12 protein-coding genes are annotated in these 22989 nt (G+C 51.6%); 4 read left to right on the top strand and 8 right to left on the bottom strand.

All coding sequences use genetic code 11. The features are described 5' to 3' along the window. The first annotated feature begins 172 nt into the window (after positions 1–172). Entirely contained in the window at positions 173–1204 is a 1032-nt protein-coding gene (locus tag ABXJ76_RS18030) for a sterol desaturase family protein (protein ID WP_432742601.1), read from the top strand. 98 nt (positions 1205–1302) lie between these two features. On the opposite strand, the gene treY is transcribed toward ABXJ76_RS18030, so the two are convergent. The 7 genes from treY to ABXJ76_RS17995 all read right to left on the bottom strand — a co-directional run bounded on the left by treY (position 1303) and on the right by ABXJ76_RS17995 (position 15365). Next, complete coding sequence (gene treY / locus ABXJ76_RS18025; RefSeq protein WP_432742599.1) at positions 1303–4308, bottom strand: malto-oligosyltrehalose synthase; 3006 nt, start codon at positions 4306–4308, stop codon at positions 1303–1305. Beyond that, positions 4305–6116, bottom strand: a complete 1812-nt coding sequence (treZ, locus tag ABXJ76_RS18020; RefSeq protein ID WP_432742598.1) for a malto-oligosyltrehalose trehalohydrolase — start codon at positions 6114–6116, stop codon at positions 4305–4307. Before treZ ends, treY begins: the two co-directional genes overlap by 4 nt. A 14-nt stretch (positions 6117–6130) precedes the next feature. Beyond that, positions 6131–8260 carry a glycogen debranching protein GlgX gene (glgX, locus tag ABXJ76_RS18015; RefSeq protein ID WP_432742596.1) on the bottom strand — a complete coding sequence of 710 codons (2130 nt, stop codon included), beginning with the start codon at positions 8258–8260 and terminating at the stop codon, positions 6131–6133. Between the two features lie 355 nt (positions 8261–8615). Continuing rightward, positions 8616–11951 carry a maltose alpha-D-glucosyltransferase gene (gene treS, locus ABXJ76_RS18010; RefSeq protein WP_432742594.1) on the bottom strand — a complete coding sequence of 1112 codons (3336 nt, stop codon included), beginning with the start codon at positions 11949–11951 and terminating at the stop codon, positions 8616–8618. 304 nt (positions 11952–12255) lie between these two features. After that, complete coding sequence (gene glgB / locus ABXJ76_RS18005) at positions 12256–13758, bottom strand: 1,4-alpha-glucan branching protein GlgB (protein ID WP_432742592.1); 1503 nt, start codon at positions 13756–13758, stop codon at positions 12256–12258. Between the two features lie 10 nt (positions 13759–13768). Continuing rightward, positions 13769–14197 carry a hypothetical protein gene (locus ABXJ76_RS18000; protein WP_432742590.1) on the bottom strand — a complete coding sequence of 143 codons (429 nt, stop codon included), beginning with the start codon at positions 14195–14197 and terminating at the stop codon, positions 13769–13771. An 853-nt stretch (positions 14198–15050) separates the two neighbouring features. Further along, positions 15051–15365, bottom strand: a complete 315-nt coding sequence (locus tag ABXJ76_RS17995) for a BON domain-containing protein (protein WP_432742588.1) — start codon at positions 15363–15365, stop codon at positions 15051–15053. 635 nt (positions 15366–16000) lie between these two features. Here ABXJ76_RS17995 and ABXJ76_RS17990 point away from each other — a divergent pair. The 3 genes from ABXJ76_RS17990 (at position 16001) to ABXJ76_RS17980 (ending at position 19359) form a co-directional block, all read left to right on the top strand. After that, complete coding sequence (locus ABXJ76_RS17990; RefSeq protein WP_432742586.1) at positions 16001–16600, top strand: BON domain-containing protein; 600 nt, start codon at positions 16001–16003, stop codon at positions 16598–16600. 2 nt (positions 16601–16602) lie between these two features. Beyond that, positions 16603–17733, top strand: coding sequence for a DUF1207 domain-containing protein (locus tag ABXJ76_RS17985; RefSeq protein ID WP_432742584.1), 1131 nt, complete (start codon positions 16603–16605; stop codon positions 17731–17733). 660 nt (positions 17734–18393) lie between these two features. Further along, the gene (locus tag ABXJ76_RS17980; protein WP_432742582.1) at positions 18394–19359 is read left to right on the top strand and encodes an RNA-guided endonuclease InsQ/TnpB family protein; all 966 of its coding nucleotides are present in this window, start codon (positions 18394–18396) and stop codon (positions 19357–19359) included. Positions 19360–19604: 245 nt separating this feature from the next. Here ABXJ76_RS17980 and ABXJ76_RS17975 read toward each other — a convergent pair whose 3' ends face one another. Beyond that, on the bottom strand, positions 19605–22505 hold the full coding sequence (locus ABXJ76_RS17975; RefSeq protein WP_432742580.1) for a PAS domain-containing sensor histidine kinase: 2901 nt from the start codon (positions 22503–22505) through the stop codon (positions 19605–19607). Positions 22506–22989: the final 484 nt, after the last annotated feature.

Below are 22989 nucleotides of genomic sequence, written 5' to 3'. Positions count from 1 at the left end.
GGATTTTGCTGTGATTTAATCAAGGTAATCACAGCATGTTCTTAAGTGATGATTAAGTAAAAAAGCAGAGCATATCGCCATTATCAGCAACCCTTTTTCATCAAATTGTCACTAGCCGCACTTAGAATATCGTTGCATTAGGTTTATGCGGTTTTATCTCGAGGAAAAGTCAATGTCCAGCGAAATTATGTCATTAATCACCTTGGTTAAGTCCTATTTAACATGGCTATCCAGCATGTCAGGAGAATTGGCAGCATTTATCCTGCTTATTGCCTTTGTCGTACTAGCGGCTATTGAGCTTAATTATCCCAAGCGCAGATTGTCCCTTAAACAATCGCGTCAATCTTATCAAACCAATGTCAGATTGTTCATTTTTAACAGTATCGTTATTTCGTTACTGTCGGCGACACCCTTGTTGATGGTGGCCGAACATTATTCAGATCGGGGGCTGCTAAGTTATATCGCCAATCCTGCATGGAAAGCCCTGCTGTCGTTTCTATTGCTCGATTTGATGCTCTATTGCTGGCATAAAGCCAGTCACAGCTTCGATTGCCTGTGGATGTTTCATAAAGTGCACCACAACGATCCGTACTTGAATGTTTCAACCGCATTCCGGCTGCACATTGTGGAGCTGGTCATCATCACCGTGCTGAAATCGGCGTACATTATCATCCTGGGCGTGAACCAAACGATGGCACTCACTAATGAAGCTCTGTTGACCTTGTTCATCATGTTTCATCACACCAATATTTCATTTCGCGGTGAGAAGCGTTTGGCGCAGCTCATCATCACACCCTATTTGCACCGCGCGCACCATTCGACCGAGCGTAACGAGCATGATACTAACTACGGCGCAGTCTTTTCGTTATGGGATCGTCTTTTCGGCACCTTGGCCGAGTTGGAGCCTGCGGAAATCGGCATTAAAAACGACTCGCCGCAAACCGTTTTTGGCCTTGTTAAGTTTGGGTTTACACCGGAGCATCCCGTTCCTGTCTACGAACTTGACCTGAGCCTTAAATCGATGATCGCCGAAGCGGCCTATTACAAAGCGGAAAAACGCGCTTTTGCACCTGGGAACGAGCTTCGTGACTGGCTGGAAGCCAAAAGAGAAATTATCCGGATGGTTTATGGCGATAAAGCCGTCAGAAAACAATCCAGCGAATCCGACTGTTCCTCAATACAGCGGCCAGTTACGCTTTGTTGATCATGACTGCATGACCGAACGGGGTCATAGGATAGTGATATACCCATTTGTTCCGGCGTTTTTGATGAGGTACAGCATTTATCCGATACCCTTGGACTTCACTTCGTTTCACCGGTGATCAGCCCTACCGGGAATTCTGCCAGCAGTTGTGCAACGGCTAAGCGCCATCCGGATAAATGCGGTTGCGGCTTCAGCATCTTCCCGGTAAAGGCGCATGAGTATTGGCTATCGGGCCGATGAAAAGGTAAGTCCACTGTGGTATTGCCCCAAATCTTTTCTCCCAGAGGCAGCCTGTCGGCGTCATCCAGCAGCCGCGCAAAGAAACGCGGCGCCACTGTAATGACGATACGCTCACCGGCAAGGCGTGCATAGGCGCACACATGAGTCGCATGCTCGCCTTTGACGGCCAGCGGCACATAGCTTCCTTGCAAAAACACTTCCGGCCAGCGTTGTCGCAACGCCAGCGCCGTGCTGACCACCAGCAATTTTGCCCTGCCATCTTCCAGCGTGTCGCATAATGCGCGCATCCCTGTTCTCCGTTGTTCCGGTGTCTGCGCGGCAAGCGTCTGCACTACATCAAGCAAGCCTCGGCGGTGACCGAAATCGACCGGTCGCCGGTTGTCGGGATCGACCAGGCTGAAATCCCAACATTCGCAACCTTGATAAATATCCGGCACCCCCGGCACGGTGAGCTTGATCAAGGTCTGCGACAGGCTGTTGAATAGCCCGAGCCACGCAATCCGCCGCTGAAAAGGCAGAAAATCGGCCAGAAACGCACTGTCCTCAGGCGCATTGATCAGCCTATCGGCGAAGGCAACGACGGCATCTTCATACGCCGTATTGGGATTTATCCAGCTGGTATGCACCTTAGCTTCACGTACCGCCTTAACCAGATATTCCGCCATCCGGACGCTAAAACGCGCCATTTCATCGGCGTCCGGTTCGCCGGGCGGCCAGATACCCAACAAGGTTTGATAGATGAAATATTCATCGTTCGGCGTAGGCACCGGCATCCCGTCCACCGTGAGCTTGAGACTGCGATTGGCGCGACTCCAGTGTCGTAACGCCAGTCGCCAGGCCGCCGGTATTTCAGACAGCACATTGAGACGCGCACGCACATCCTCGCTGCGCTTGGTGTCGTGAGTGGACGTGGTTACCATCGCATGCGGCCAGTGTTTTGCCCGCGTTTGGTTAGCTCGATGGAATGCGGTAAGCGTCACCCCGAACCGACGCGGGTCGCCGCCGACTTCGTTGAGCGACAGCAAGCGGTGATAGATATAGGCACTGGTATCCTCCAGTCCTTTCGCCATAACCGGGCTGGTGAATTGCTGGAATTTCATCGCAAAGGCAAGCACCTGCTGATAGTACGCCGGTGATTTCCGCTCGGCTGCGGCAAGGGTGAGCACCTCACGCAGAAAATCGAAGATGCTGGTATCTGCCGTTGTACTCCTGCGTTTAGCCGCTGAGGTTGCCTGTTCGATGTTACGAAGATCTTCCGTTCCCACGTCGCTGCCGCTGATGTAACCACGATAAACCGGGAAGCACGCGACTATTTCAGCCAATGCCGAGCGCAATCCGTTCAGCGTGTAATCGCGGGTATGACGGTCGGCTTCGGCGATTTTCGAGAGCTGGTTGGCCAACACATTCAGCTCCGCAGACAGCGCGGTCTTCATGATAAGCTGCTTGGAACGGTAGAGCAGATCATCGAAATTGATAGGCTCCCCGATGAAGCTGTTATACAGGCGCGTCATCCGCTCGGCGGCGCCGGTAACCACAAACAGCCCGTTGAGCAGATTAGTGAATTCGTAGCCCGTAGTACCCTGCACCGGCCAACTGTTACGCAAATCCTCGCGTACCGCCAGGATTTTTTCCACCACCAGATAAGGCGTGTGACCGACGCGACGGCATTGCTCGACCAGCTGGCAAAAATACGCCTCCGGATCGTACAGTCCATCCGGATGATCCAGACGCAGACCCTCCAGCTTGCCTTCCCGAACCAGTCGCAGCACTAACTGATGGGTTGCATCGAAAACGTCGTCGTTTTCCATGCGTAGCCCGGCAAGATCGTTGATATCGAAAAACCGCCGGTAATTAATTTCGTCCGCGGCTACCCGCCAAAACGTCAGTCGGTAAGCTTGAGCCTCAAGCAAGTGGTGGAGCTGATCGAAACTGGATGATTGCCCTGCCGTACCGTTGAAGAGGTACAGATTTTCTTGCAGAAAACCGGCGATGTCGGCAGATTGCTTAACGAGACCGGCAAGATGACGCTTATACACTTCCTTGTCGCGCCTGCGCTCAAGCTGACGTTCAGGCAAGACTTCGTCACGGCGCGGAAGATGACGGAATGCCGTTACCAGGCTCTGGTATTCCATCAGTAACGCATTGTCCCGACCTAAGGTTGCGCTCAAGGCATCAATGCGATAGGCCAGGATATGCGGGTATTTGGCCGGATCTACCGGAAAGTGGTGCTCGTGGTAATGAATGGCAAATTCACCGTGTTCTGCAGCAAAGCGCAGTTGTAATTCGGCATTATCCAGCGCCGCACCATAAGAGTTACCCAGCACCGGCAATAGCACCTTGCCATGCAGCTTAGCCTTGATCGGCGCCCAGTCAATATCGAAGAACCCGGCATACACCGATGCCGGACCGTTTTCCAGTATGTCCAGCCACCAGGCATTATCGCCGCCTTGTACGCCCATATGATTAGGCACCACATCGAGTATCTGCCCCATGCCGTGCTCGGCGAGGGTGGCGCAAAGCTGCTCAAACTCCTCGTCCGTGCCGATCTCGGGATTCAGCGTATTGTGATCGATGATGTCGTAGCCGTGCCGGCTGGCCGGCCGCGCCTTAAAATAGGGCGAGGCATACAGGTGCGAAATGCCCAGCGCGCTCAAGTAGGGAACAATGTCGCGCGCCTGATTAAAAGTGAAATCGCGGTTGAATTGCAAACGATAGGTGGATAATGGAATGCGCGGTTCGGGCGGCTGGGATAAGGTCTTTTCATGCTCGCTGTGTTCTTGTGCCAATAGCCAGCGAGAGCCGCTATCCGACAGTGCAGACGGCAGCGCAGCCGGTGCGTTTTCAGGCGTCTTGGGATATTTCATCTAGCGGCTTCCTCAATGAACCAGGCCGCACACCAGGGCGGCATACGCCCGGCGGCAAAAATTTCCGGCAGGTCGGCTTGGCTAAGATAGAAAGCCGTACCGGCAAAATCGATGACACCTTCGACCGGGCTATCGCCCAGATTGGCCAACAGCGTCAGCCGGGCACCGTCACCCAGACGCCAGCGCACCACCAGTCCGGAAGTTCCCATTAATTCGAATTCGCCGCCGGCTATGCCCGGCAAACGCGGTACCACATGGGTACGTCGTAGCGTCAGTAAATTCTTGTAATGCTCAAGCCAAACTTGGTGTTGCGGCTCGTCCAGGCAGTCCCAATTAAGCTTGCAGCGCACAAAGGTAGCCGGATCGTTAGGATCGGGAATATGCGCCCGTGCGGCGGGATCGGAAAATTTTCGGAAACCGGCGAATTCGCGCCGTCGCCCTTCGGTGACGGCGTCGGCCAACTCACCGTGGAAATCGCAGAAAAACTGGAACGGCGTTGCCGCAGCAAATTCCTCGCCCATGAACAGCAAGGGCGGTGACGGCGCCAGCAGCAACACAGCCAGCGCAACTTGCAACGGCTTTTGTGGTGTTAGCATCGCAATGCGCTCGCCGTAAGCGCGGTTGCCTATTTGGTCGTGTGTTTGGCAAAAATTGATGAAAGCGCCGGGCGGCAGATCTCTACTTGGCTCGCCGCGCCGCCGACCCTCGCGACATAGTGACGGTTCGCCCTGGAAGGCAAAGCCTTCAGCCAGACAGCGCGCCAGATGGTGCGTCGGCCGATCGGCATAATCGGCATAGTAGCCGTCGCGTTCGCCGGTCAGCAGTAGGTGCAGGGCATGGTGGATATCGTCGTTCCACTGGGCGGCAATGGTTCCCTGTTGCAGATAGCCGACTGCATTGGCGTCGTTCTCCAGTATCAGGTGCACTTGTCGGCTTTGCCCAGGCCCCGCCTGTACCTTTGCCGCCAGTTCTTCGACGATGTCCGGCCGACTGTCGTCGACAATGGCATGCACGGCATCGAGCCGCAACCCGTCGAAATGGTATTCCTCAAGCCAGTACAACGCGTTATGAATGAAAAAATCGCGCACGATGCGGCTGTCGTTGCCGTCAAAATTAATGGCTGCGCCCCACGGCGTGTGATGGCGCTCGCTAAAGAACTGCGGCGCATAGGTATGGAGATAATTGCCGTCCGGCCCGAAGTGGTTGTACACCACGTCGAGCAGCACCATCAAGCCGCGCGCATGCGCCGCCTGCACCAGCGCCTTCAATGCGTCCGGAGTGCCGTAACTGTGGTCGGGCGCAAACAGCAGTGCGCCGTCGTAGCCCCAGTTGCGCGTTCCCGGAAAATCCGCCACCGGCATTAATTCAATGGCGGTAATGCCTAATTCCACCAGATAGTCGAGGCGCGGGATGGCGGCGCTAAAGGTACCTTCATCGGTGAAGGTGCCCAGATGCAGTTCATAGATGACGGCTTCATGCCAGGGACGGCCCTGCCAGCTATCGTCCCGCCAGATAAAGGCGGTCGCATCGACTACCTGACTGGGGCCGTGCACGTCTTGGGGATTGGCGCGCGATGCCGGGTCGGGTACGATCAGCCCGCCGTCCAGGCGGTAATGATATAAGGTTCCGGGGGCCGCCAGTTGCGGCGAAGTCTCGAGCTGGAACCAGCCGTCTGCAAGCGACTGCATCGGTAAGCTAATTTCTTTGCCGGTGTTATTTTCCAGTATGAGCTCGACCTGCCGTACCGCCGGCGCCCACAGGCGGAAACGTATGCTGCGATCTGGCAGCAGGCAGGAGCCAAAAGGCATAGCGTGCGCTCTTCTCATCGATTTTTGCCTTGTTTCAACAGCACCAGTGATCGTCCATGCACGGGGTAGCCTTGTCCGGCTTGGTAGCGGGAAGATTCGGGTTTACCGGTGGCATCAAAGGTATCCAGCAATACATCCCAAGCGTGATGCCCATCGAATTCCGGCAGCGTGAAGGCAATGTCGTCATGATGTGCGTTGATCAGCAACAGTAAATTATCGTCGATTAAACGCCGTCCGCGCCCGTCGGTTTCAAACAAGGAATCGCCGACAAAATGCACGCCCAGGCAACGCGAAAATGACTGATTCCAGTCTTCACCGCTCATTTCCGACCCATCCGGATTGAGCCAGACGAGATCTTTTACCTCGGCGCCGCGAATAGGGCGTCCCTGAAAGAAATAACGTCGCCGGAACAAGGGATGCTCGTTGCGTAAACTGATAATACGTTGGGTGAATGCAAGCAAATCCTGATCCTGTTGCTTCAGTTCCCACGACAGCCAGCTAATTGCGTTGTCCTGACAATAGGCGTTGTTATTGCCCTGCTGGGTATGCCCCATCTCGTCGCCTGCAAGCAGCATGGGAACTCCCTGTGAAAACAGCAGGGTCGCGAGAAGATTGCGTTTCTGGCGGGCACGCAAGGCATTAATCTCCGGATCGTCGGTTTCTCCCTCGACGCCGCAATTCCATGACTGGTTATTGTCGTTACCATTGGGGGTAGCTTCTTGATTGGCCTCGTTGTGCTTGGTGTCGTAGGTCACCAGGTCATGCAAGGTAAAGCCGTCGTGCGCACTGATGAAATTGATGCTGGCATGAGACCGCCCGCTGCGTTCATACAGGTCGCTGGATCCTGTCAACCGTTGCGCCATCTCCCCAAGCAATCCGTCATCGCCTTTCCAATAGGCGCGAGTACTATCGCGATACTTATCGTTCCATTCCGACCAACCCAGCGGGAAATTGCCCACTTGATAGCCGCCTTCGCCCAGGTCCCAGGGTTCGGCAATCAGCTTGATGGTGCTCAGCACAGGGTCCTGACGGATGGTATTGAAGAAGGTGCCCAACTGGTTGACTTCGTGCAACTCTCTTGCCAATGTAGAAGCTAGATCGAAACGGAAGCCGTCCACATGCATGTCCAGCACCCAATAGCGCAGGCTGTCCATGATCAACTGGAGTACGCACGATTGTTGCATGTCCAGGGTGTTGCCGCAGCCGGTGTAGTCTTTGTAATAGCGAGGATTATCAGGTTCCAGGCGATAGTAGGAAGCATTGTCGATGCCGCGGAAGGACAGCGTCGGCCCCAGCTGATTGCCTTCGGCGGTATGGTTGTAGACCACATCCAGAATGACTTCAATGCCCGCCTTATGGAGCGCCTTGACCATGGTTTTAAACTCGCTTATTTGGCCGCTCGCCGAATAACGGGAATCGGGCGCCAGGTAGCCAATCGAGTTATATCCCCAGTAATTGCGCAGCCCTCGTTCAACCAGGTGGCGATCATCGATGAAAGCATGCACCGGCATCAGTTCAACCGTGGTCACGCCCAGGCGCTTGAGGTGTTCGATGGCCGGAGCCATCGCCAATCCGGCATAAGTGCCGCGAAACTGGGGCGGAATATCGGGATGTTGCATGGTAAAGCCTTTGACATGCAGCTCATAAATCACCATATCCTGCCATTGAATATCGGGGGGTTGATCGTTTCCCCAGGTGAAGGTCTGGTCGATAACCCGACACTTCGGCATCACGCTGGCATTGTCGCGGCGACTGAAAGAAAGATCGGCGTGCTTGCTGCCGATGCTGTAACCGAAATGGGCGTCGCTCCAGCGCGGCGTTCCGACGATATCTTTCGCATAGGGTTCTAGCAGTAGCTTGTGCGGATTGAACCGATGTCCTTCCTGCGGTCGGTAAGGCCCGTGCACCCTGAAGCCATAAAGCATTCCTGGACGAAGCTCGGGCAGATAACAGTGCCAGACCATATCGGTACGCTCTTTCAGTTCGATGCGCTGGACTTCGCTCTTGCCCTTGGCATCGAACAGGCACAACTCGAATTTTTCGGCATGCTCGGAAAAAATGGCAAAATTCACGCCTTCGCCGTCCCAATAGGCCCCGCGCGGATAGGGACGGCCCGGCCATACTGAAGTTATCGGTTTAATCATGTTGAGTCCTCTGGTTTGACATATTCACGTTAAGGAATGAAATCTAAATAACGTGAACACGCGATAAATTGTAGGGACGACCGGTTGGTCGCCCATTACATCTGAAGTTAATCGGGGTTTGTAAGCCACTGCCATTAAATTAAGGATTTAATATAGTGTGGGCGCGAATTTATTCGCGCTTTTTAATACTTATCGCGCGAATAAATTCGCGCCCACGATATTCAACCCTAACTTTTGTCGGTTTAGCTTAATGGTAGTGGGATTGCAACCCCTGTCTCTCATGTTTTGTAACCGTTGATGTCTTAAAAATATTTCGGTTGGGGTTACAATCCCCGACCCGCTTTATTGTCTATCGCTAGATTACCGGTTGCAGTAGCGACAGGATGCCGCGCAGCGGAATGCTTACCCAATCCGGGCGGCCGTCAAGTTCGCAGCGCAGCTCGCAAAGCATTTTTTCCAACAGAAACAGGTCGAGTAAGCCGCGTAGCGATGCATCCGCTGCGAGCAGTCTGGAGCTGGGTACTGCTTCATCATAGGCGGCGAGGAAAACGCGTCCAACCTCGGCTTCCCAGTCGCAGACCCAAGGCTCAAACTTTGCCAAATCCGTGGGTCGTTCTGCGGTAGCCTGCCCAAGCGCGGTATGGGCGGCATAGTTGAACGAGCGCAGCATGTCGGCCACATCGCGCAAGGGCGAGTGTTTGCGGCAACGCTCGGCGAACGGGCGTGCCGGTTCACCCTCAAAATCGGTAAACACGAAATCATTCTGGGTAAGCAGCACTTGTCCCAGATGAAAATCGCCGTGGTAGCGGGTCTTGACCGCGTTAAGCTGTCCGCAAATACAGGCGTTGAGACGATCCTTAAGGGTATTGCGTTGCGTGAGCAAGAGCGGTGCTAACTCGCGAGCCGTCCCGGCAAGTCCTTCCATTCGATGCTCAAGCAGATCCAGCGTGGTTGCCGCCTCTGCCTGCACCTGCTGTACCCAGTCGGCGAGATCGGTGTCGGTAACCGCTCCGGGATCGAAGGCCGAATCCCCGGTCGCCTTAGCCAGCGCATTGTGCAGTTCACCGGTACGCTGACCGAGCGTGTGCATTAGCAGCAGATAGGCGCTATGCGCTTCTGTTGCCGGTTCGACTGCGGTGCGGCATTCTTCCATGAATCGCCCCAGGTAATTCAGGGTGTAGCTCCAGCAGTCGCCCTGGTTTTCGATATGGCTCTGGAGTAACGCAAGCGTCATGTTGCCGTCGTTGCCTTGATACTCGACGACACCGAGCACGGGCACCGTATTGGGGAATTTCGCCACATCGGTTAGAAAGCGTCCGATCTCAAATTCCGGGCGTGCACCGATGTGCAGATGCCGATAGCCTTTCAGGAATAACTGTTCACCCAACACCATCGAGGTATTGCTGCCCTGAATAGCGGTTGGTCGTACCGGTAGCTTGGCCAAGGTCTGCCCGTCGAGTGCAGCGAAAGCGTCGGTGGGGGAAAAGCGAATGGTGCCTTGCTCGCAGGCTAGTGTTTGACGCGCACCGATGGCCTGTACCACCGCCCGACAAAATGCCCCGTCAGCAAAGGCATCTCCCAGAATGCCGACTTGAGACTGCTGGCGCACTTTGGCAACAGTGACAGGCGACATGGCGTGCAGGTGATCCTCGTTGCCATTTTCCCACGCGAGTGCGAGGGGCAAAAAACAGGTAAGCGGCTTTCCTCCGGCGCCTTCAATAGCGAACAGGGCTACCAGCCACTTATCCTGCGCATTGACCCACTCGGCATAGTCGGTCATGATCACCCGTTTTATCGCCTCGCCCTTGCCGCCATACCAGCGTTGCGCTGCGACAAAACGCGGCAATGCGCCTTCTTCGAGCTGGGTACGCGCCTTTTCCGCCATCGCAATACGCCAGGATTCAAGCTGATGACGGAAAAAGCTATGCCAACCATCGAACAGCACCAGCATCGGCAATTCCTCCGGTAATAGATGTTGCTCATGCCACGCCGGAACTTCTTCGCTACTTGCCAGCCGGAACCAATAGTAGTTATAGCCGGGCAAAGTAAGCAGGTAGGGCAATTCGCCAATAGGCGGAAAAGCGGCGCGGCCCATCAATTCCACCGGCACGCAGCCCTTATAAGCGGAAAGATCAAGCTCGACTGCTTGTGCGGCACGCGACAGGTTGGCAACGCACAAAATAATGTCGTCTTGGTATAATCTGAAATAGGCAAGTATCTTGCGATTTCCGGGATGCAAAAAAACCAGTGTCCCGCGACCGAATGCGTGGTGATTTTTACGCAACGCCAGCACACGCTGCATCCAGTTCAGCAGTGAGGCTCTATCACGCAACTGCGCCTCCACATTGACTGATTCGTAGCCATACACCGGATCCATGATAGGCGGCAGATACAGGCGCTGCGGATCGGCGCGCGAGAAACCGGCATTACGGTCCGGACTCCATTGCATCGGCGTACGCACGCCATTGCGATCGCCCAGAAAGAAATTGTCGCCCATGCCGATTTCGTCGCCGTAATAGATAATGGGCGAACCCGGCATCGACAGCAGCAAACTGTTCATCAGCTTGATTTTGTCTATCTCATTGTCCATCAGCGGCGCCAATCGGCGCCGAATGCCGACGTTCAAGCGCGCACGCGGATCGCCGACATACATCTGGTACATGTAATCACGTTCTTTGTCAGTGACCATCTCCAGGGTAAGCTCGTCGTGATTGCGCAGAAAAATGGCCCATTGGCAGGTTTCCGGAATAGTCGGCGTCTGGCGCATGATGTCGACGATCGGATGACGATCTTCCTGGGCGATGGCCATGTACATCCTCGGCATCAGCGGGAAATGGTAAGCCATTTGACATTCATCGCCGTCACTGAAGTAGTCGCGTACGTCTTCCGGCCACTGATTGACTTCGGCCAGAAACACGCAGTGAGGGTAATGCGCATCGACCACCGCACGCATTTGTTTGATCACGGCGTGGGTTTCCGGCAGATTTTCGTTTTGGGTTCCCTCTTGTACACACAGATAGGGGATAGCGTCCAGACGCATGCCGTCCACACCCTGATCCAGCCAAAAGCGCATCAATTTGATAACCGCTTTGACCACCTGCGGGTTATTGAAGTTGAGGTCCGGTTGATGGGAGAAGAAACGATGCCAGTAATAGGCATGGGCTTCATCGTCCCAGGTCCAGTTGGACTTTTCGGCATCCTCGAAAATAATGCGCGTCTCGGGAAATTTCTGGTTGGTATCGCTCCATACGTAAAAATTACGCTTGCTCGATCCGGCAGGCGCCCGGCGCGCCGCCTGAAACCACGGATGCTGATCGGAAGTGTGATTGATGACCAGTTCGGTGATGACCTTGAAACTGCGGCGGTGCGCTTCCTTCATGAATTGCCTGAAATCGGCCATGGTGCCGTACTCGGAATGGATATTGCGATAGTCGGCTATATCATAACCGTCGTCGCGCATAGGCGACGGATAGAAGGGTAACAGCCACAGCGTGTTTACCCCTAAGTCCTGAAGATAATCGAGCTTCTGGATCAACCCGGCGAAATCCCCAGTGCCGTTATTGTCGCTGTCAAAAAAAGCTTTGATGTGCAGTTCGTAAATAACGGCATCTTTAAACCAGAGCGGGTCTTCCATCCATTGTGTATTGTCCACGAGCGGTTTTTTTATCTCGTTGGATTTTGTTTCGTTCATGGTTTTCTCTTTCCCGTAGGGGCGAATTCATTCGCCCTGTTTGGTCGGCATCTCACGCTTGGGCGAATGAATTCGCCTCTGCAAGGGTTTGCTTTCACCGTTTGGGGTGATGAATCAATATGGCCATAATTGTTGGCTTTGGTTTTGTTCATAGCTCTCTTACAAAAAATAATCGAAGTCGTGTTCGATAGGATGAATGGGCGATAAATACACCTTGTCGAATCCCCTTGCCGCAATTTATCGAAAACGCTTTCCGCAGTTAACGACGCGTCGTCTGCCGTCAAGAGCGGTTGCATGCTGCCGGTCATGCTTTCCGGCCCCGTTTGAAGAACAACACGCCCAGTGGCGGAAGACGCAGCATCAGTGAATAAAACATGTCACCGGCAGAGATAGGGCCCGCTTCAACGCCGCCAAAATTGCCCACGCCGCTGCCTCCATAGAGTTCGGTATCGCTGTTGAGCAGTTCATGCCAGTAACCGCTGCTCGGCACTCCGACCCGGTAATTGTCGCGGACGATAGGCGTAAAATTGCAGATTACCAACACCGTATCTGCAGGGTTGTAGCCACGACGTATAAAACTCACTATACTTTTTTCCGCGTAGTGACAATCCATCCATTGAAAGCCGTCGCGGCTGAAGTCTTGTTGATAGAGCGCCGCTTCATTGCGGTAAACACGGTTCAGATCCTCGACCCAGAGCCGCAGTCCGGCGTGCTGAGGCTGTTGCAGCAGCTCCCATTCCAGGCTCTGGTCGTGCTGCCACTCGCGTTTCTGGCCGAACTCGCAACCCATGAACAACAGCTTCTTGCCCGGATGCCCCCACATATAGCCATACAATAAGCGCAGATTGGCGAATTGCTGCCATTCATCCCCCGGCATTTTTCCGATCAGCGAACCTTTGCCATAGACCACTTCATCGTGCGACAAAGGCAGCACGAAGTTCTCCGAGAACGCATACCAGATGCTGAAAATAAGCTGTGCGTGGTGATATTTCCGGTTAAGCGGATCTTCTGCAAAATACTGCAGCGTGTCATGCATCCAACCCATATTCCACTTCAGGCCAAAGCCCAGGCCTCCGGTATTGGTGGGACGGGAGACCATCGGCCAGTCAGTCGATTCTTCGGCGAAAGTCTGGGTATCGGGGTAATCCCGATAGATAGCCTCGTTCAGGTGGCGCAGGAAAGTAACCGCGTCCAGGTTCTCCCTGCCGCCATTGCGGTTGGCAATCCATTCGCCGTCCTTGCGGCCATAATCCAGATAAAGCATCGACGTTACAGCGTCCATGCGTAGTCCATCGATATGATATTTATCAAGCCAGAACAAGGCACTGCTGGTCAAAAATGCGCGTACCTCGTGCCGACCGTAATTGAACAGGAAGCTATGCCAGTCCGGTTGAAAGCCCTGGCGCGGGTCGGCATGTTCGAACAGAAAGGTGCCATCGAAATGCGCAAGGCCGTGGGCATCGTCGGGAAAATGCGAAGGAACCCAGTCCATGATCACGCCGATACCCTGCTGATGTAAGGCATCCACCAGAAACATGAAATCCTGCGGAGTGCCATAGCGTGCCGTCGGCGCAAAGTAGCCGGTGGTCTGGTAGCCCCAGGAGCCGTAAAAAGGGTGTTCTGTCAGCGGCAGGAACTCGACGTGGGTGAAATTCAACGCTGCGACGTAGCTTGGCAGCGATTTTGCCAGCTCGCGGTAGCTGAGGAAGCGGTTGCCGTCTTCCTGAATACGGCGCCAGGAACCCAGATGCACTTCGTAAATGGAACAAGGCGCGTTCAGCCGGTTTTTCTCGCCGCGCTGCGTCATCCATGCCTCGTCATTCCAGGCATAATCCAGTGTCCCAGACACGGGAAGCGGTTAACGGCGGCATTTCCCAACAGAGCGCAAAGGGGTCGCCTTTGTCGGCTATGTTCCCGTCGCGGGAAACAAGTCGATATTTATAGAGTGCCCCGACCGTGACATCGGCAATAAATCCTTCCCAAATTCCCGAGTCGTCGCCACGTAGATAGAGGGCGTTCACTGTTGCATCCCACTGATTGAAGTCGCCGATGACCGAAACGGCGGCGGCATTGGGCGCCCATATCGCAAAGTAAGTCCCTTTTACGCCATCAACGGTGATGCTGTGCGAGCCGAGTTTTTCATACAGGCGAAAATCACTGCCTTGTTTAAACAAATAAATATCGAGATCCGTCAGCAGGCTGGCATGAACTACTGCTTCCACGGGAAGATTCTTGAGCGTGGACATTGACTAACCTCATTAGCTTATGTTGGCGGATTTAACGCTTGGGATCACCTCCCACGTAAGACTGTGGTGCATTAGCCATTTTTCCTAAATAGACGATACAGGATTAATCTGTTGATAGGATTAAATCAGCAAATCGACCTTTAAAAACAGGGACAGCCATATTATTCGCCGACATCGAATTTAGTGGCGACCGCTGTTAACTTGCGCTACGACTGCATTTAGGAAAGATGGCTATTAACTTTATATACGTTGCGACGAAATAGTTTGAAAACCTTGATACCGGTAAAATTAAGATTCAAAATCAGTAAGCGCTACTGCGGACTCGATCGCCGCATTTACGATATTAACTTATAAGAATAAAAACCTTAGTGTAAAAGTCGAACGTTGTCTGTACGCTGTCACACATAAAGCCGCTGTCGGCGATAGGCGGGCAATGCGTCTCAAGTGAATGAAGCCTAAATAACTTGAGTGCATGATAAATTGTAGGGGCGACCGGTCGGTCGCCCATTGCGCAAAGGGTTGAGTTTTAATTTTCATCCCTAATTGGTTGATTGATTTTTACGCTTGCTTGGATGGACTCCCCCAAAATAAGCTTTACGGCAAAAATATCGCCCCACGTCTAAGTGGCCGTTCAAAAGTCTTTTCACCTTTCTTATTCACCACGAAGAGCACGGACGACTGCAAGGACAGATATTTGCTCCTTGCAATATCTGCATTCACCACATCCCTGTGGATTATGCAGGAGGTAGAGCAATGCAGGAGCAATTGCCGAGGACACGAAGTTACTGCTTTTCTTCGTGTCCTCCGTGGTAAATATTTTTTTCGCTTTGTTAAAAAACTTTTGGTTTCCTGCTTATCTAAGCCGCATGTCATTTTTTACCGATTCCACGCCTTTGACGCTGCGTGCGATTTCGATTGCTCTGTCAATATCGGCGCTGGAGTTCACGAAGCCGCTCAATTGCACCACGCCCTTGAAGGTTTCAACATTGATCTGACCAGATCGCAGGTTGGGCTCATCGAGTAACAGGGCTTTGATCTTGGTGGTAATGACACTGTCGTCAACATACTCCCCTGTTCCCTCGCGCTTTTCCACCGATGCGCAACCTGCGGCAGTTAGTAATGTCAGGGCCAGAAAAAATGCAGCAAAAAATCTAATAAGGTGTTTCATCAGTAAATCTCCAATTAATGGGAAAAATTTAATAGGCTGTTTTATGACTTGATCTTCAATTTAAGTGTCTACTCCGGTAGGCTGAAGAACCCTTTCGCTACCTTTCGACAGGCTCAGGACAGGCTTTAGGGTAAACGGTCTACTGGGATAGATTCTAAATACAAAAACCAGCCAGCTAAGATTCGACTAACGATCAGGTGCTGTTCCCGCAACGGTTATATGTCTGGTGCTGAATATTTGCCATTTGCTGACAAACAGCAAGTCACCTTAGCTTAAGAGTCTTGTTACGAGGCGAAACGGGATCGCGTTAAAACCTTGGAACACTTTAACGGCAAAACTTGTCTCAATCGGTACGGTACCGCACATTCAGACAGGGTGCGCTGACGATGTTCCCTATCCTCAGAAAAAGGACATTGAGGTTTAGGGGCATACCAGCGTTGAAACCGGCCTCAACTAGCAGTCACTTGGGTCTTATGTACGATACCGTACAGACCGACCCTGATCTTGTCGTTAGAATTTGAATGACCTTCAAACTGGTTACGCTTATTGCAAAGAGATATTTATTTCTCTATCGTGCTTGCCACTATGTCACCTGGTACACTTTTATAAAAAATCAACACCTTAAGGAATAACCTATGAAAACAACAATTTTAGTAGATAGAGCTCTTGTCATTACCTGTTTATCCGCTGTACTCGGGTTGGCGGGTTGCCAACAAGAAGGCACAGCAGAAAAGACAGGGCAGAAAATTGATCGTGCCGCTGAAAATGCTGAGCAGAAGATTGAACAAGCGACTGAGAAAGCAGAAATAAAAATTGAAGCTGCAAAGGAGTCATTGGATAAAAAAGCCGACGAAGCCGGAGAATACATCGATGAGTCAACTGACGTCTCTAAAGGAGCGTTAGAAAAGGCTGGAAAAGAACTTGATCAGGCGACAGAAAAAGCAGCAGAACAAATTGAAGGTGCACAAGAGTCAGTTGTTGATAAAGCCGAAACCGCTGGAAAATACATTGATGACTCGGTTATTACCACAAAGGTTAAGACAGCAATTTTAAACGATCCCTTTCTTTACTCATCTCATATCGAAGTGACTACAGATAAAGGCATCGTGAAGCTGAGCGGCACAGTTGATTCCGAGAAAAACATCGCCAGAGCGATGGAAGTAGCCGGTAGCCAGGAAAATGTGCAATCAGTACAATCTGATCTGACTGTCAATACCAGTACAACGGGCGAATAATAATGGTTTACTTACGGTTTACGGCTGTTCTGGCAGTTATGCTGGCGTCGACATCTTTAGCTTATGCCGCACCGTCGGATGACGCTTATATTGCCGGTTACGCCGCTGGCGCGTTAAAACAAAATTTAAAGCTTGAAATACCGGTAACGGTGAAAGATGGCGTAATTACTTTGCCGGTAGCTGGCCTGGAAGATGCTGACAGAGCCAAAGCGGTACAGTTATTATGGGAAATTCCTGGTGTTAATTCTGTAAAGACAGCGGAAACCACTAGCGAGCTGCCTACGGACAACACCTTAACCGCTGTTCAGGTTTCCGATGATGGGACTACGTCAGTAACTGAATCAGTCATATTACCAACAGGACTTCTACCCAATGGGCATTTATTCAAGCCGTTATTGGCAGATACACGCTGGGCTCATTTCTCTGCTGCTTACCGCAATTACCAGAGCGACAATTTCGATGGCCGAGATATAGGCTCTGTCAGCTTCGGTGAAACGATACCCTTCTACCGCAGTAACTTCGGAAAATCTACTGCGCAATGGGAAGCAGGATTGCAAGCCGGAGTCTTTAGTGACTTCAATCTGGGCGCCTCATCGTCTGATCTGGTTAATACCGATTTTATTGCAGCAATGTATTCAAGTGCGCGCGTCGGTCAGTTTTCCGCGTTTGGCCGTATTTATCACCAAAGTTCACATCTTGGCGACGAATTTCTGCTGCGCCAGGCAAATTCTAAATTTGAACGGGTGAACCTCAGTTACGAAGGTGCGGATTTAAAACTGTCTTATGAACTTCCCTATGGCGTGCGCTTGTATGGCGGCGGCGGCGGACTGTTCCACAGAGAACCCGCAGACCTTAAGGTATGGTCGGCGCAATACGGTATTGAGTTTCGAAGCCCTTGGCGTATAGATTTCGGGTCAATGCGGCCTATCGTTGCAGCTGACATCAAGAATTATGACGAAAATAACTGGAGTACCGACGTATCAGCCAGAGCAGGCGTTGAGTTTGAAAATTTGACGGTATTGGGCCGGAAACTTCAAATTCTGGCGGAATACTATAACGGCTACACGCCTAGCGGCCAATTTTATAAAGATAAGGTGGAATATGTCGGCTTGGGCGCGCATTACCACTTCTAAACGAGATATAGAGACCAGCGTCCGTCCGTAAACGGCAGATGCGGGTTTTGGCACACGGAAGTGCCTGTATTTCTCGGCCTCACAGCCACGCTACTTCATGCATTGCCAAAAAGCGCCTATTTTATGCTCAATCTTGGCAATCACTCTTGCAATGCCGATACCCTTAATTGATGGGCATGCTATCGCTTTGCCCATACTACGTTTGCTCTCTATTACATCAACACCTTCTCTAAATCCCCATCGATAAGCAATGGAACATAAGTTTTTTAACATTCCACAGCTAACGGTGACATCGCCTTATTTTTAGCAAAGAATAAATTTTTTTACCAAAGAGCACCGTAAAGCCCCGTCGTTTTCGGTAACCGCTCCTGCGTTACTCTACCTCCTGTATGACCCACAGGGAGGTGGGGAATGCAGAGAAATGAATGGATCATTTCCTGTCCGTCGAGGGCGGGGATGTAAGGTGTGCTTTTGATTTTTTTTGACAGCGCAATCGACAGGCCGTATCGTGGCGACCATGAAACCCGTAATCAGAACCTTGTCAGTCAGAGTTCGCGACAAACACGCTAGCGCGTTAAATCATATGGCGTTTGATGTTAATCAAGTCTGGAACGATGCTAATGCGTATTCAGCTGAGTTTTCGTGCCGGAAGTCGGTCACATGAATTTCGGCACCTCCGCGTTTGAGTTGATGAAAGACTTGAAAGGCATTCGCAAAGAGCGCGGCATGATCATCGACTCGACGGCGGTTCAGGAAACCATTGCGGTTCATGCCAAAGCCAGAAAACAATTCAAGAAAAACAAGCTCAATTGGCGCTGCTCTGGTGGAGCCAGACGCGCATTAGGCTGGGTTCCATTCAAATCAGGCGCGGCTACATGGGTGAACGGTCAGATCCGCTATGCCGGTCACTACTTCAAGGTCTGGGATAGCTACGGCTTGAGCCAGTTTGATTTTCGTTCCGGCTGTTTTAGCCAGGATTCGCGCGGTCGCTGGTATTTCAATATCGTAGTGCATGTTGACGTTGACATCAGGCCAGCGGAAGGCGGTCAAATAGGCATTGACCTTGGCTTAAAGACAACGGCCACTTGTTCCAATGGCGATACTTTGGCGCGCCAGGATTGCTACCGGAATAGCGAAGCCAAGCTAGGCATAGAGCAACGGGCTAAGGATAAAAAGCGCGTTAGGGCGATTCACGCCAAGATTAAGCATCAACGCAAGGATGCAATCCACAAATTCAGCAACAAAGTAGTTAAAGAAAACAGTTTAATTGTCGTTGGCAACGTCAGCGCGTCCGGTCTGGCGAAAACTAAAATGGCAAAGTCCGTTTTAGATGCAGGCTGGGCGATGCTGAAAACACAACTTGAATATAAGTCCATCAGGGCGCAAGGCGTGTTTATAGAAGTCAACGAGTCGTACACTACCCAAGCCTGTTCGTGCTGCGGCTGCATAAGCGCCAGTAGTCCGAAAGGTAGAGCGGGACTTGGAATAAGAGAATGGACGTGTGCCGAGTGTGGCACGACGCATGATAGAGATATGAATGCGGCAAAGAACATTCTCGCGCTTGGGCATAAGCGTCTAGCTGTAGGAATCTCCGTCCTTCAGGTCATAGCTATCTACACAAGTTAAATTGTAGGGGCGATCCGGGAGGTCGCCCATTATCACCTTAGCCTGATATGGCGCCGCATCTCGCTTAATGGGAGCGACGCCCACAGCGCGATAAAGGCACGTGCCAACTTAGCCATGAAAATTAACTAAACTATAGCGTTACACGATGGGCGACCTGCCGGATCGCCCCTACCCTTTATCGCGACAACGGGCAAATAACTTGTGTAGATAGCTATGCCTTTAGGTCGGGGAGGATGTCAAAAAATTCATAGATGATCAGCTGTCGGTAATGTGAAATAAAAAGTCGTGCCTTTCCCCGGTTCGCTGTTGAAGTGCAACGTACCTTCATGGGCTTCGATCAGTGAGCGACTGATAGATAGTCCCATGCCCATGCCGTTTGTCTTGGTGGTGTAAAAAGGCGTTGATATTTTTTGTTGTTGGTCTTTATCAAGTCCCGGTCCATTATCTTTCACCCTGACCCGTATGCCTTGGTTGGGAACCAAGTGACTGTGGATGCTTAATTGACGTTGCTGTCTTGCGGGTAAACTTTTTAAGGCATCAGCGCTGTTTCGGATCAGATTTATGAGCACCTGTTCAATTTGAATATGATCGACATAGACAGGCGGCAGATTATGTTCCAGTTCAATTGTCAACTCTATGTCGCTCTGTTTAAGCTCGGCAATACACATATCGACAGTATTATGAATCAAGCTATTCATGTCGACGGTTGAGCGATGTTTAGCATGAGATTTAACAAACTCCCGCATCCGATGAATTATTTTTCCTGCTCTTAAAGCCTGCTGCTGAGTTTTGGATAAGATCTCGGTGAGTTTTACCAGATCAGGATTTTCGGTGTTAACAAGGTTTAAACTCACTTGCGTATAGCTGGAAATCGCGGTCAAAGGTTGGTTGACTTCATGAGCAATGCCCGAAGCCATTTCGCCCATCAGTCCGAGACGAGTGACATGGGCGAGTTCGTCAAGATGCGCTTTGTCTTGTTGCTCCTGATATTTACGCAAACTCACATCGCGCACAATATGGGTAAAATATTGCGTATTATCGATTGAAAATTCTGCCACGGATAAATCCAGGGGTACCGCAGAACCATTTTTATGTTGACCTTCAATCTCCAGAATTTGTCCGGCAGATTGCATGGTAGGAGACAAACCGCCATCATTTATGAGTCTTGGCGATGACGGCATGAGTGTGTTAACACTGCAACCCAGCAGCTCTTCCGGCTTATAACCGAAAATAGTATCTACTGCAGTATTAGCCGATACGATATTGCCTGCCATATCCATAGTGATAATACCTTCCGCTGCCGCATTAAAAATGGCGTTGAGCTTGGCTTCAAATTGTTTGCGTTGAGTAATGTCATACAGTATGACCAAATATAAATTAGCAGAATTATGATAAACAGCAGCGACAGATACCAATACGGTTTTAATGCTGCTGTTCTTGCAGTGAATAGTGACTTCCATAGGCGGAAAGTCGGTTTGTTCCCCTTTGGATTTTTTCAGTGCCGTGTACCAAGTATCCTTGGCCCACTGTCGATAGTCCGGGTCAGGACAGGCTTTTAGCCACCAGTCGGCTATGGTCGTGATATCATCAAAACTGTAACCAAAGGTTTGCACAAACGCCGGATTCAGAAAGGTAATGTTAAGCCGCTCATCATCCAACACCATCGGCACCGGGGAAACCTCGATAATCGAACGGAATGTTGCCTCGCTGGATTTAAGCTCGTCTTCCATGCGTTTGCGCGCGGTGATGTCCTGCGAGACTCCGACGATGCGTAGCGGATGGTTCATTTCATCGCCTTGCAATCCGCCGCTACCGCGAATAAAACGAACGCTGCCGTTCGACCGAATAATGCGGAAATCCAGTTCCCGCCACTCCTTTCCGGACTTGGAGTCACTGACCCACCTTTTCATCAAGGCATGGTCATCGGGATGAATCAAATTGAGAAATGCTTGCTCGGAGTGTCCGAATGTTTCCGGCGTAACGCCATAAATTCGATACAATTCTTCCGACCAGCTAAGATAACCGGTTGCCAAATCCATAGACCAGCTGCCAACATGGCCGACGCGCTGCGCTTCGGACAACATCTGCTCTTTATCCTGTAACAGTTGCTGTATTTTTTTATGTTCGGTGATGTCAAGATACATGCCAACGTAATAAATGACTGTACCGGCGGCATCTTTTACCGCAGAGATAGCTAACTGGTTGAGAAAGATTTCGCCATTCTTACGTCGATCCCATATTTCCCCGTGCCAGGTTTCGGTTTGATCGATGCTTTCCCGCATTGCCACATAAAAGGCGTGGTCATGGCGCCCTGATTTGAGCAGGTTGATTTTACGGCCTACCACCTCCTCGACAGTGTAGCCGGTGGAGGCGGTAAAGGCTTTGTTGATGCGTAAAATGACCGAATTGGCATCGGTGATGACTATCGGTTCATGCGACTCGAAGATGGTAGCGTCCACTTGGCTGTTATCACCGGCTAGTCGTACCAGCGACACTAAGCCAAAGGTTGCCGCCACTGCGCACAGCGTGCGCAACAACAGGATGGGAATGTCAAACAGCGCGAGGAAGCTCGCTTGTGTTGGCAGCCATGAGGGTAGATACGGGTCGCTCTGTAACGGAACCAGGCTAAGCACGCTGTAGCAGATGTATGCCAGCGCAACCAGGTGCAGCCAGTTGGCCTGGCGGCCGGTTGTTTTTATTTTCCGCTGGACGGCGAACAGTGCCAGACCGGTTAGCATCGCAGCCGGGGCGCCGATAAACCAACGCGCTCCTATCGCCAGACCTATAAAGGGGTCGCTTGTCCATTGCGACAGCATTACCACCCCGAGGATCGCAATGCCGTGCACGCAAGGCGCAGACAGGCGGGTCGATCCCGAAATAGCTATCCAGGTGCGCCGACTAAACTCCAGTAACGACAGATAGGAAGCGGCCAGCAACAAACGGCTTAACCCAGTTAACCACGCGGCTGAATGGCTAAGCTTCTGCAGTTCAACAAACTCCACGATGCCGTGCAGAATGCCGAATGCGGCCAGCAGTGACAACTGCGGGGCGAAGTGGTACCACGTCGTATTGCGCTTGGGCAGCATCAAGGCAACCACACCCAGCACGAAAAAAGCCAGACCGTAGACCAGGTAGGTCAGCCCCATTGTCTGGGAATCCAATAACTCATCGCTGCTTCCTCTTAGAGATTGATACGGTGAACACGTTCATTATTACAGTCAACATCGAAAGCCTGGGTAAAAAGCAGGTAAGGTTTGTGAGTAATACCCATCCAAATAAACATTTACTTCAATGATGCCCACTGGCGGGAGCATAGAGAATGAGTAGCCTCGCGATGTTTAGCAAAAATATTCCATGCTTGGCCGCATACCGCTACAATTCCATTATAGTTTTCAAAACACCGATTCGAGAAGTCTGTACGCCGTAATTGCTGCCAAATTTGCTCGACTGAATTGAGTTCTGGCGAATAAAGGGCAGTGGCTCAGGGTAATATTAGTCGGCATGTTTAAGTGCTAAACGGCTCGATCTACAATGAGCAATGCCTGTTTATCCACAGTCACCGCCGCCGAAATAATATCAAGATGCTGCTGCATAGCTTCAGTATTGGTTTTTGGCATGATCAAGCCTGCG

This window comes from Methylobacter arcticus (assembly GCF_050917435.1).
Lineage (GTDB): Bacteria > Pseudomonadota > Gammaproteobacteria > Methylococcales > Methylomonadaceae > Methylobacter_A > Methylobacter_A titanis.
The sequence above is the reverse complement of the archived record's forward strand: the minus strand, read 5'-3'. Positions and strand labels throughout refer to the sequence as shown.

What these genes read in the sequence shown, in the direction of transcription:
- ABXJ76_RS18030 (WP_432742601.1), top strand. Translation starts at nt 173, where the DNA reads ATGTCCAGCGAAATTATGTCATTAATCACCTTGGTTAAGTCCTATTTA.
- treY (WP_432742599.1), bottom strand. Translation starts at nt 4,308, where the DNA reads ATGAAATATCCCAAGACGCCTGAAAACGCACCGGCTGCGCTGCCGTCT.
- treZ (WP_432742598.1), bottom strand. Translation starts at nt 6,116, where the DNA reads ATGCCTTTTGGCTCCTGCCTGCTGCCAGATCGCAGCATACGTTTCCGC.
- glgX (WP_432742596.1), bottom strand. Translation starts at nt 8,260, where the DNA reads ATGATTAAACCGATAACTTCAGTATGGCCGGGCCGTCCCTATCCGCGC.
- treS (WP_432742594.1), bottom strand. Translation starts at nt 11,951, where the DNA reads ATGAACGAAACAAAATCCAACGAGATAAAAAAACCGCTCGTGGACAAT.
- glgB (WP_432742592.1), bottom strand. Translation starts at nt 13,758, where the DNA reads ATGACGCAGCGCGGCGAGAAAAACCGGCTGAACGCGCCTTGTTCCATT.
- ABXJ76_RS18000 (WP_432742590.1), bottom strand. Translation starts at nt 14,197, where the DNA reads ATGTCCACGCTCAAGAATCTTCCCGTGGAAGCAGTAGTTCATGCCAGC.
- ABXJ76_RS17995 (WP_432742588.1), bottom strand. Translation starts at nt 15,365, where the DNA reads ATGAAACACCTTATTAGATTTTTTGCTGCATTTTTTCTGGCCCTGACA.
- ABXJ76_RS17990 (WP_432742586.1), top strand. Translation starts at nt 16,001, where the DNA reads ATGAAAACAACAATTTTAGTAGATAGAGCTCTTGTCATTACCTGTTTA.
- ABXJ76_RS17985 (WP_432742584.1), top strand. Translation starts at nt 16,603, where the DNA reads ATGGTTTACTTACGGTTTACGGCTGTTCTGGCAGTTATGCTGGCGTCG.
- ABXJ76_RS17980 (WP_432742582.1), top strand. Translation starts at nt 18,394, where the DNA reads ATGAATTTCGGCACCTCCGCGTTTGAGTTGATGAAAGACTTGAAAGGC.
- ABXJ76_RS17975 (WP_432742580.1), bottom strand. Translation starts at nt 22,505, where the DNA reads ATGGGGCTGACCTACCTGGTCTACGGTCTGGCTTTTTTCGTGCTGGGT.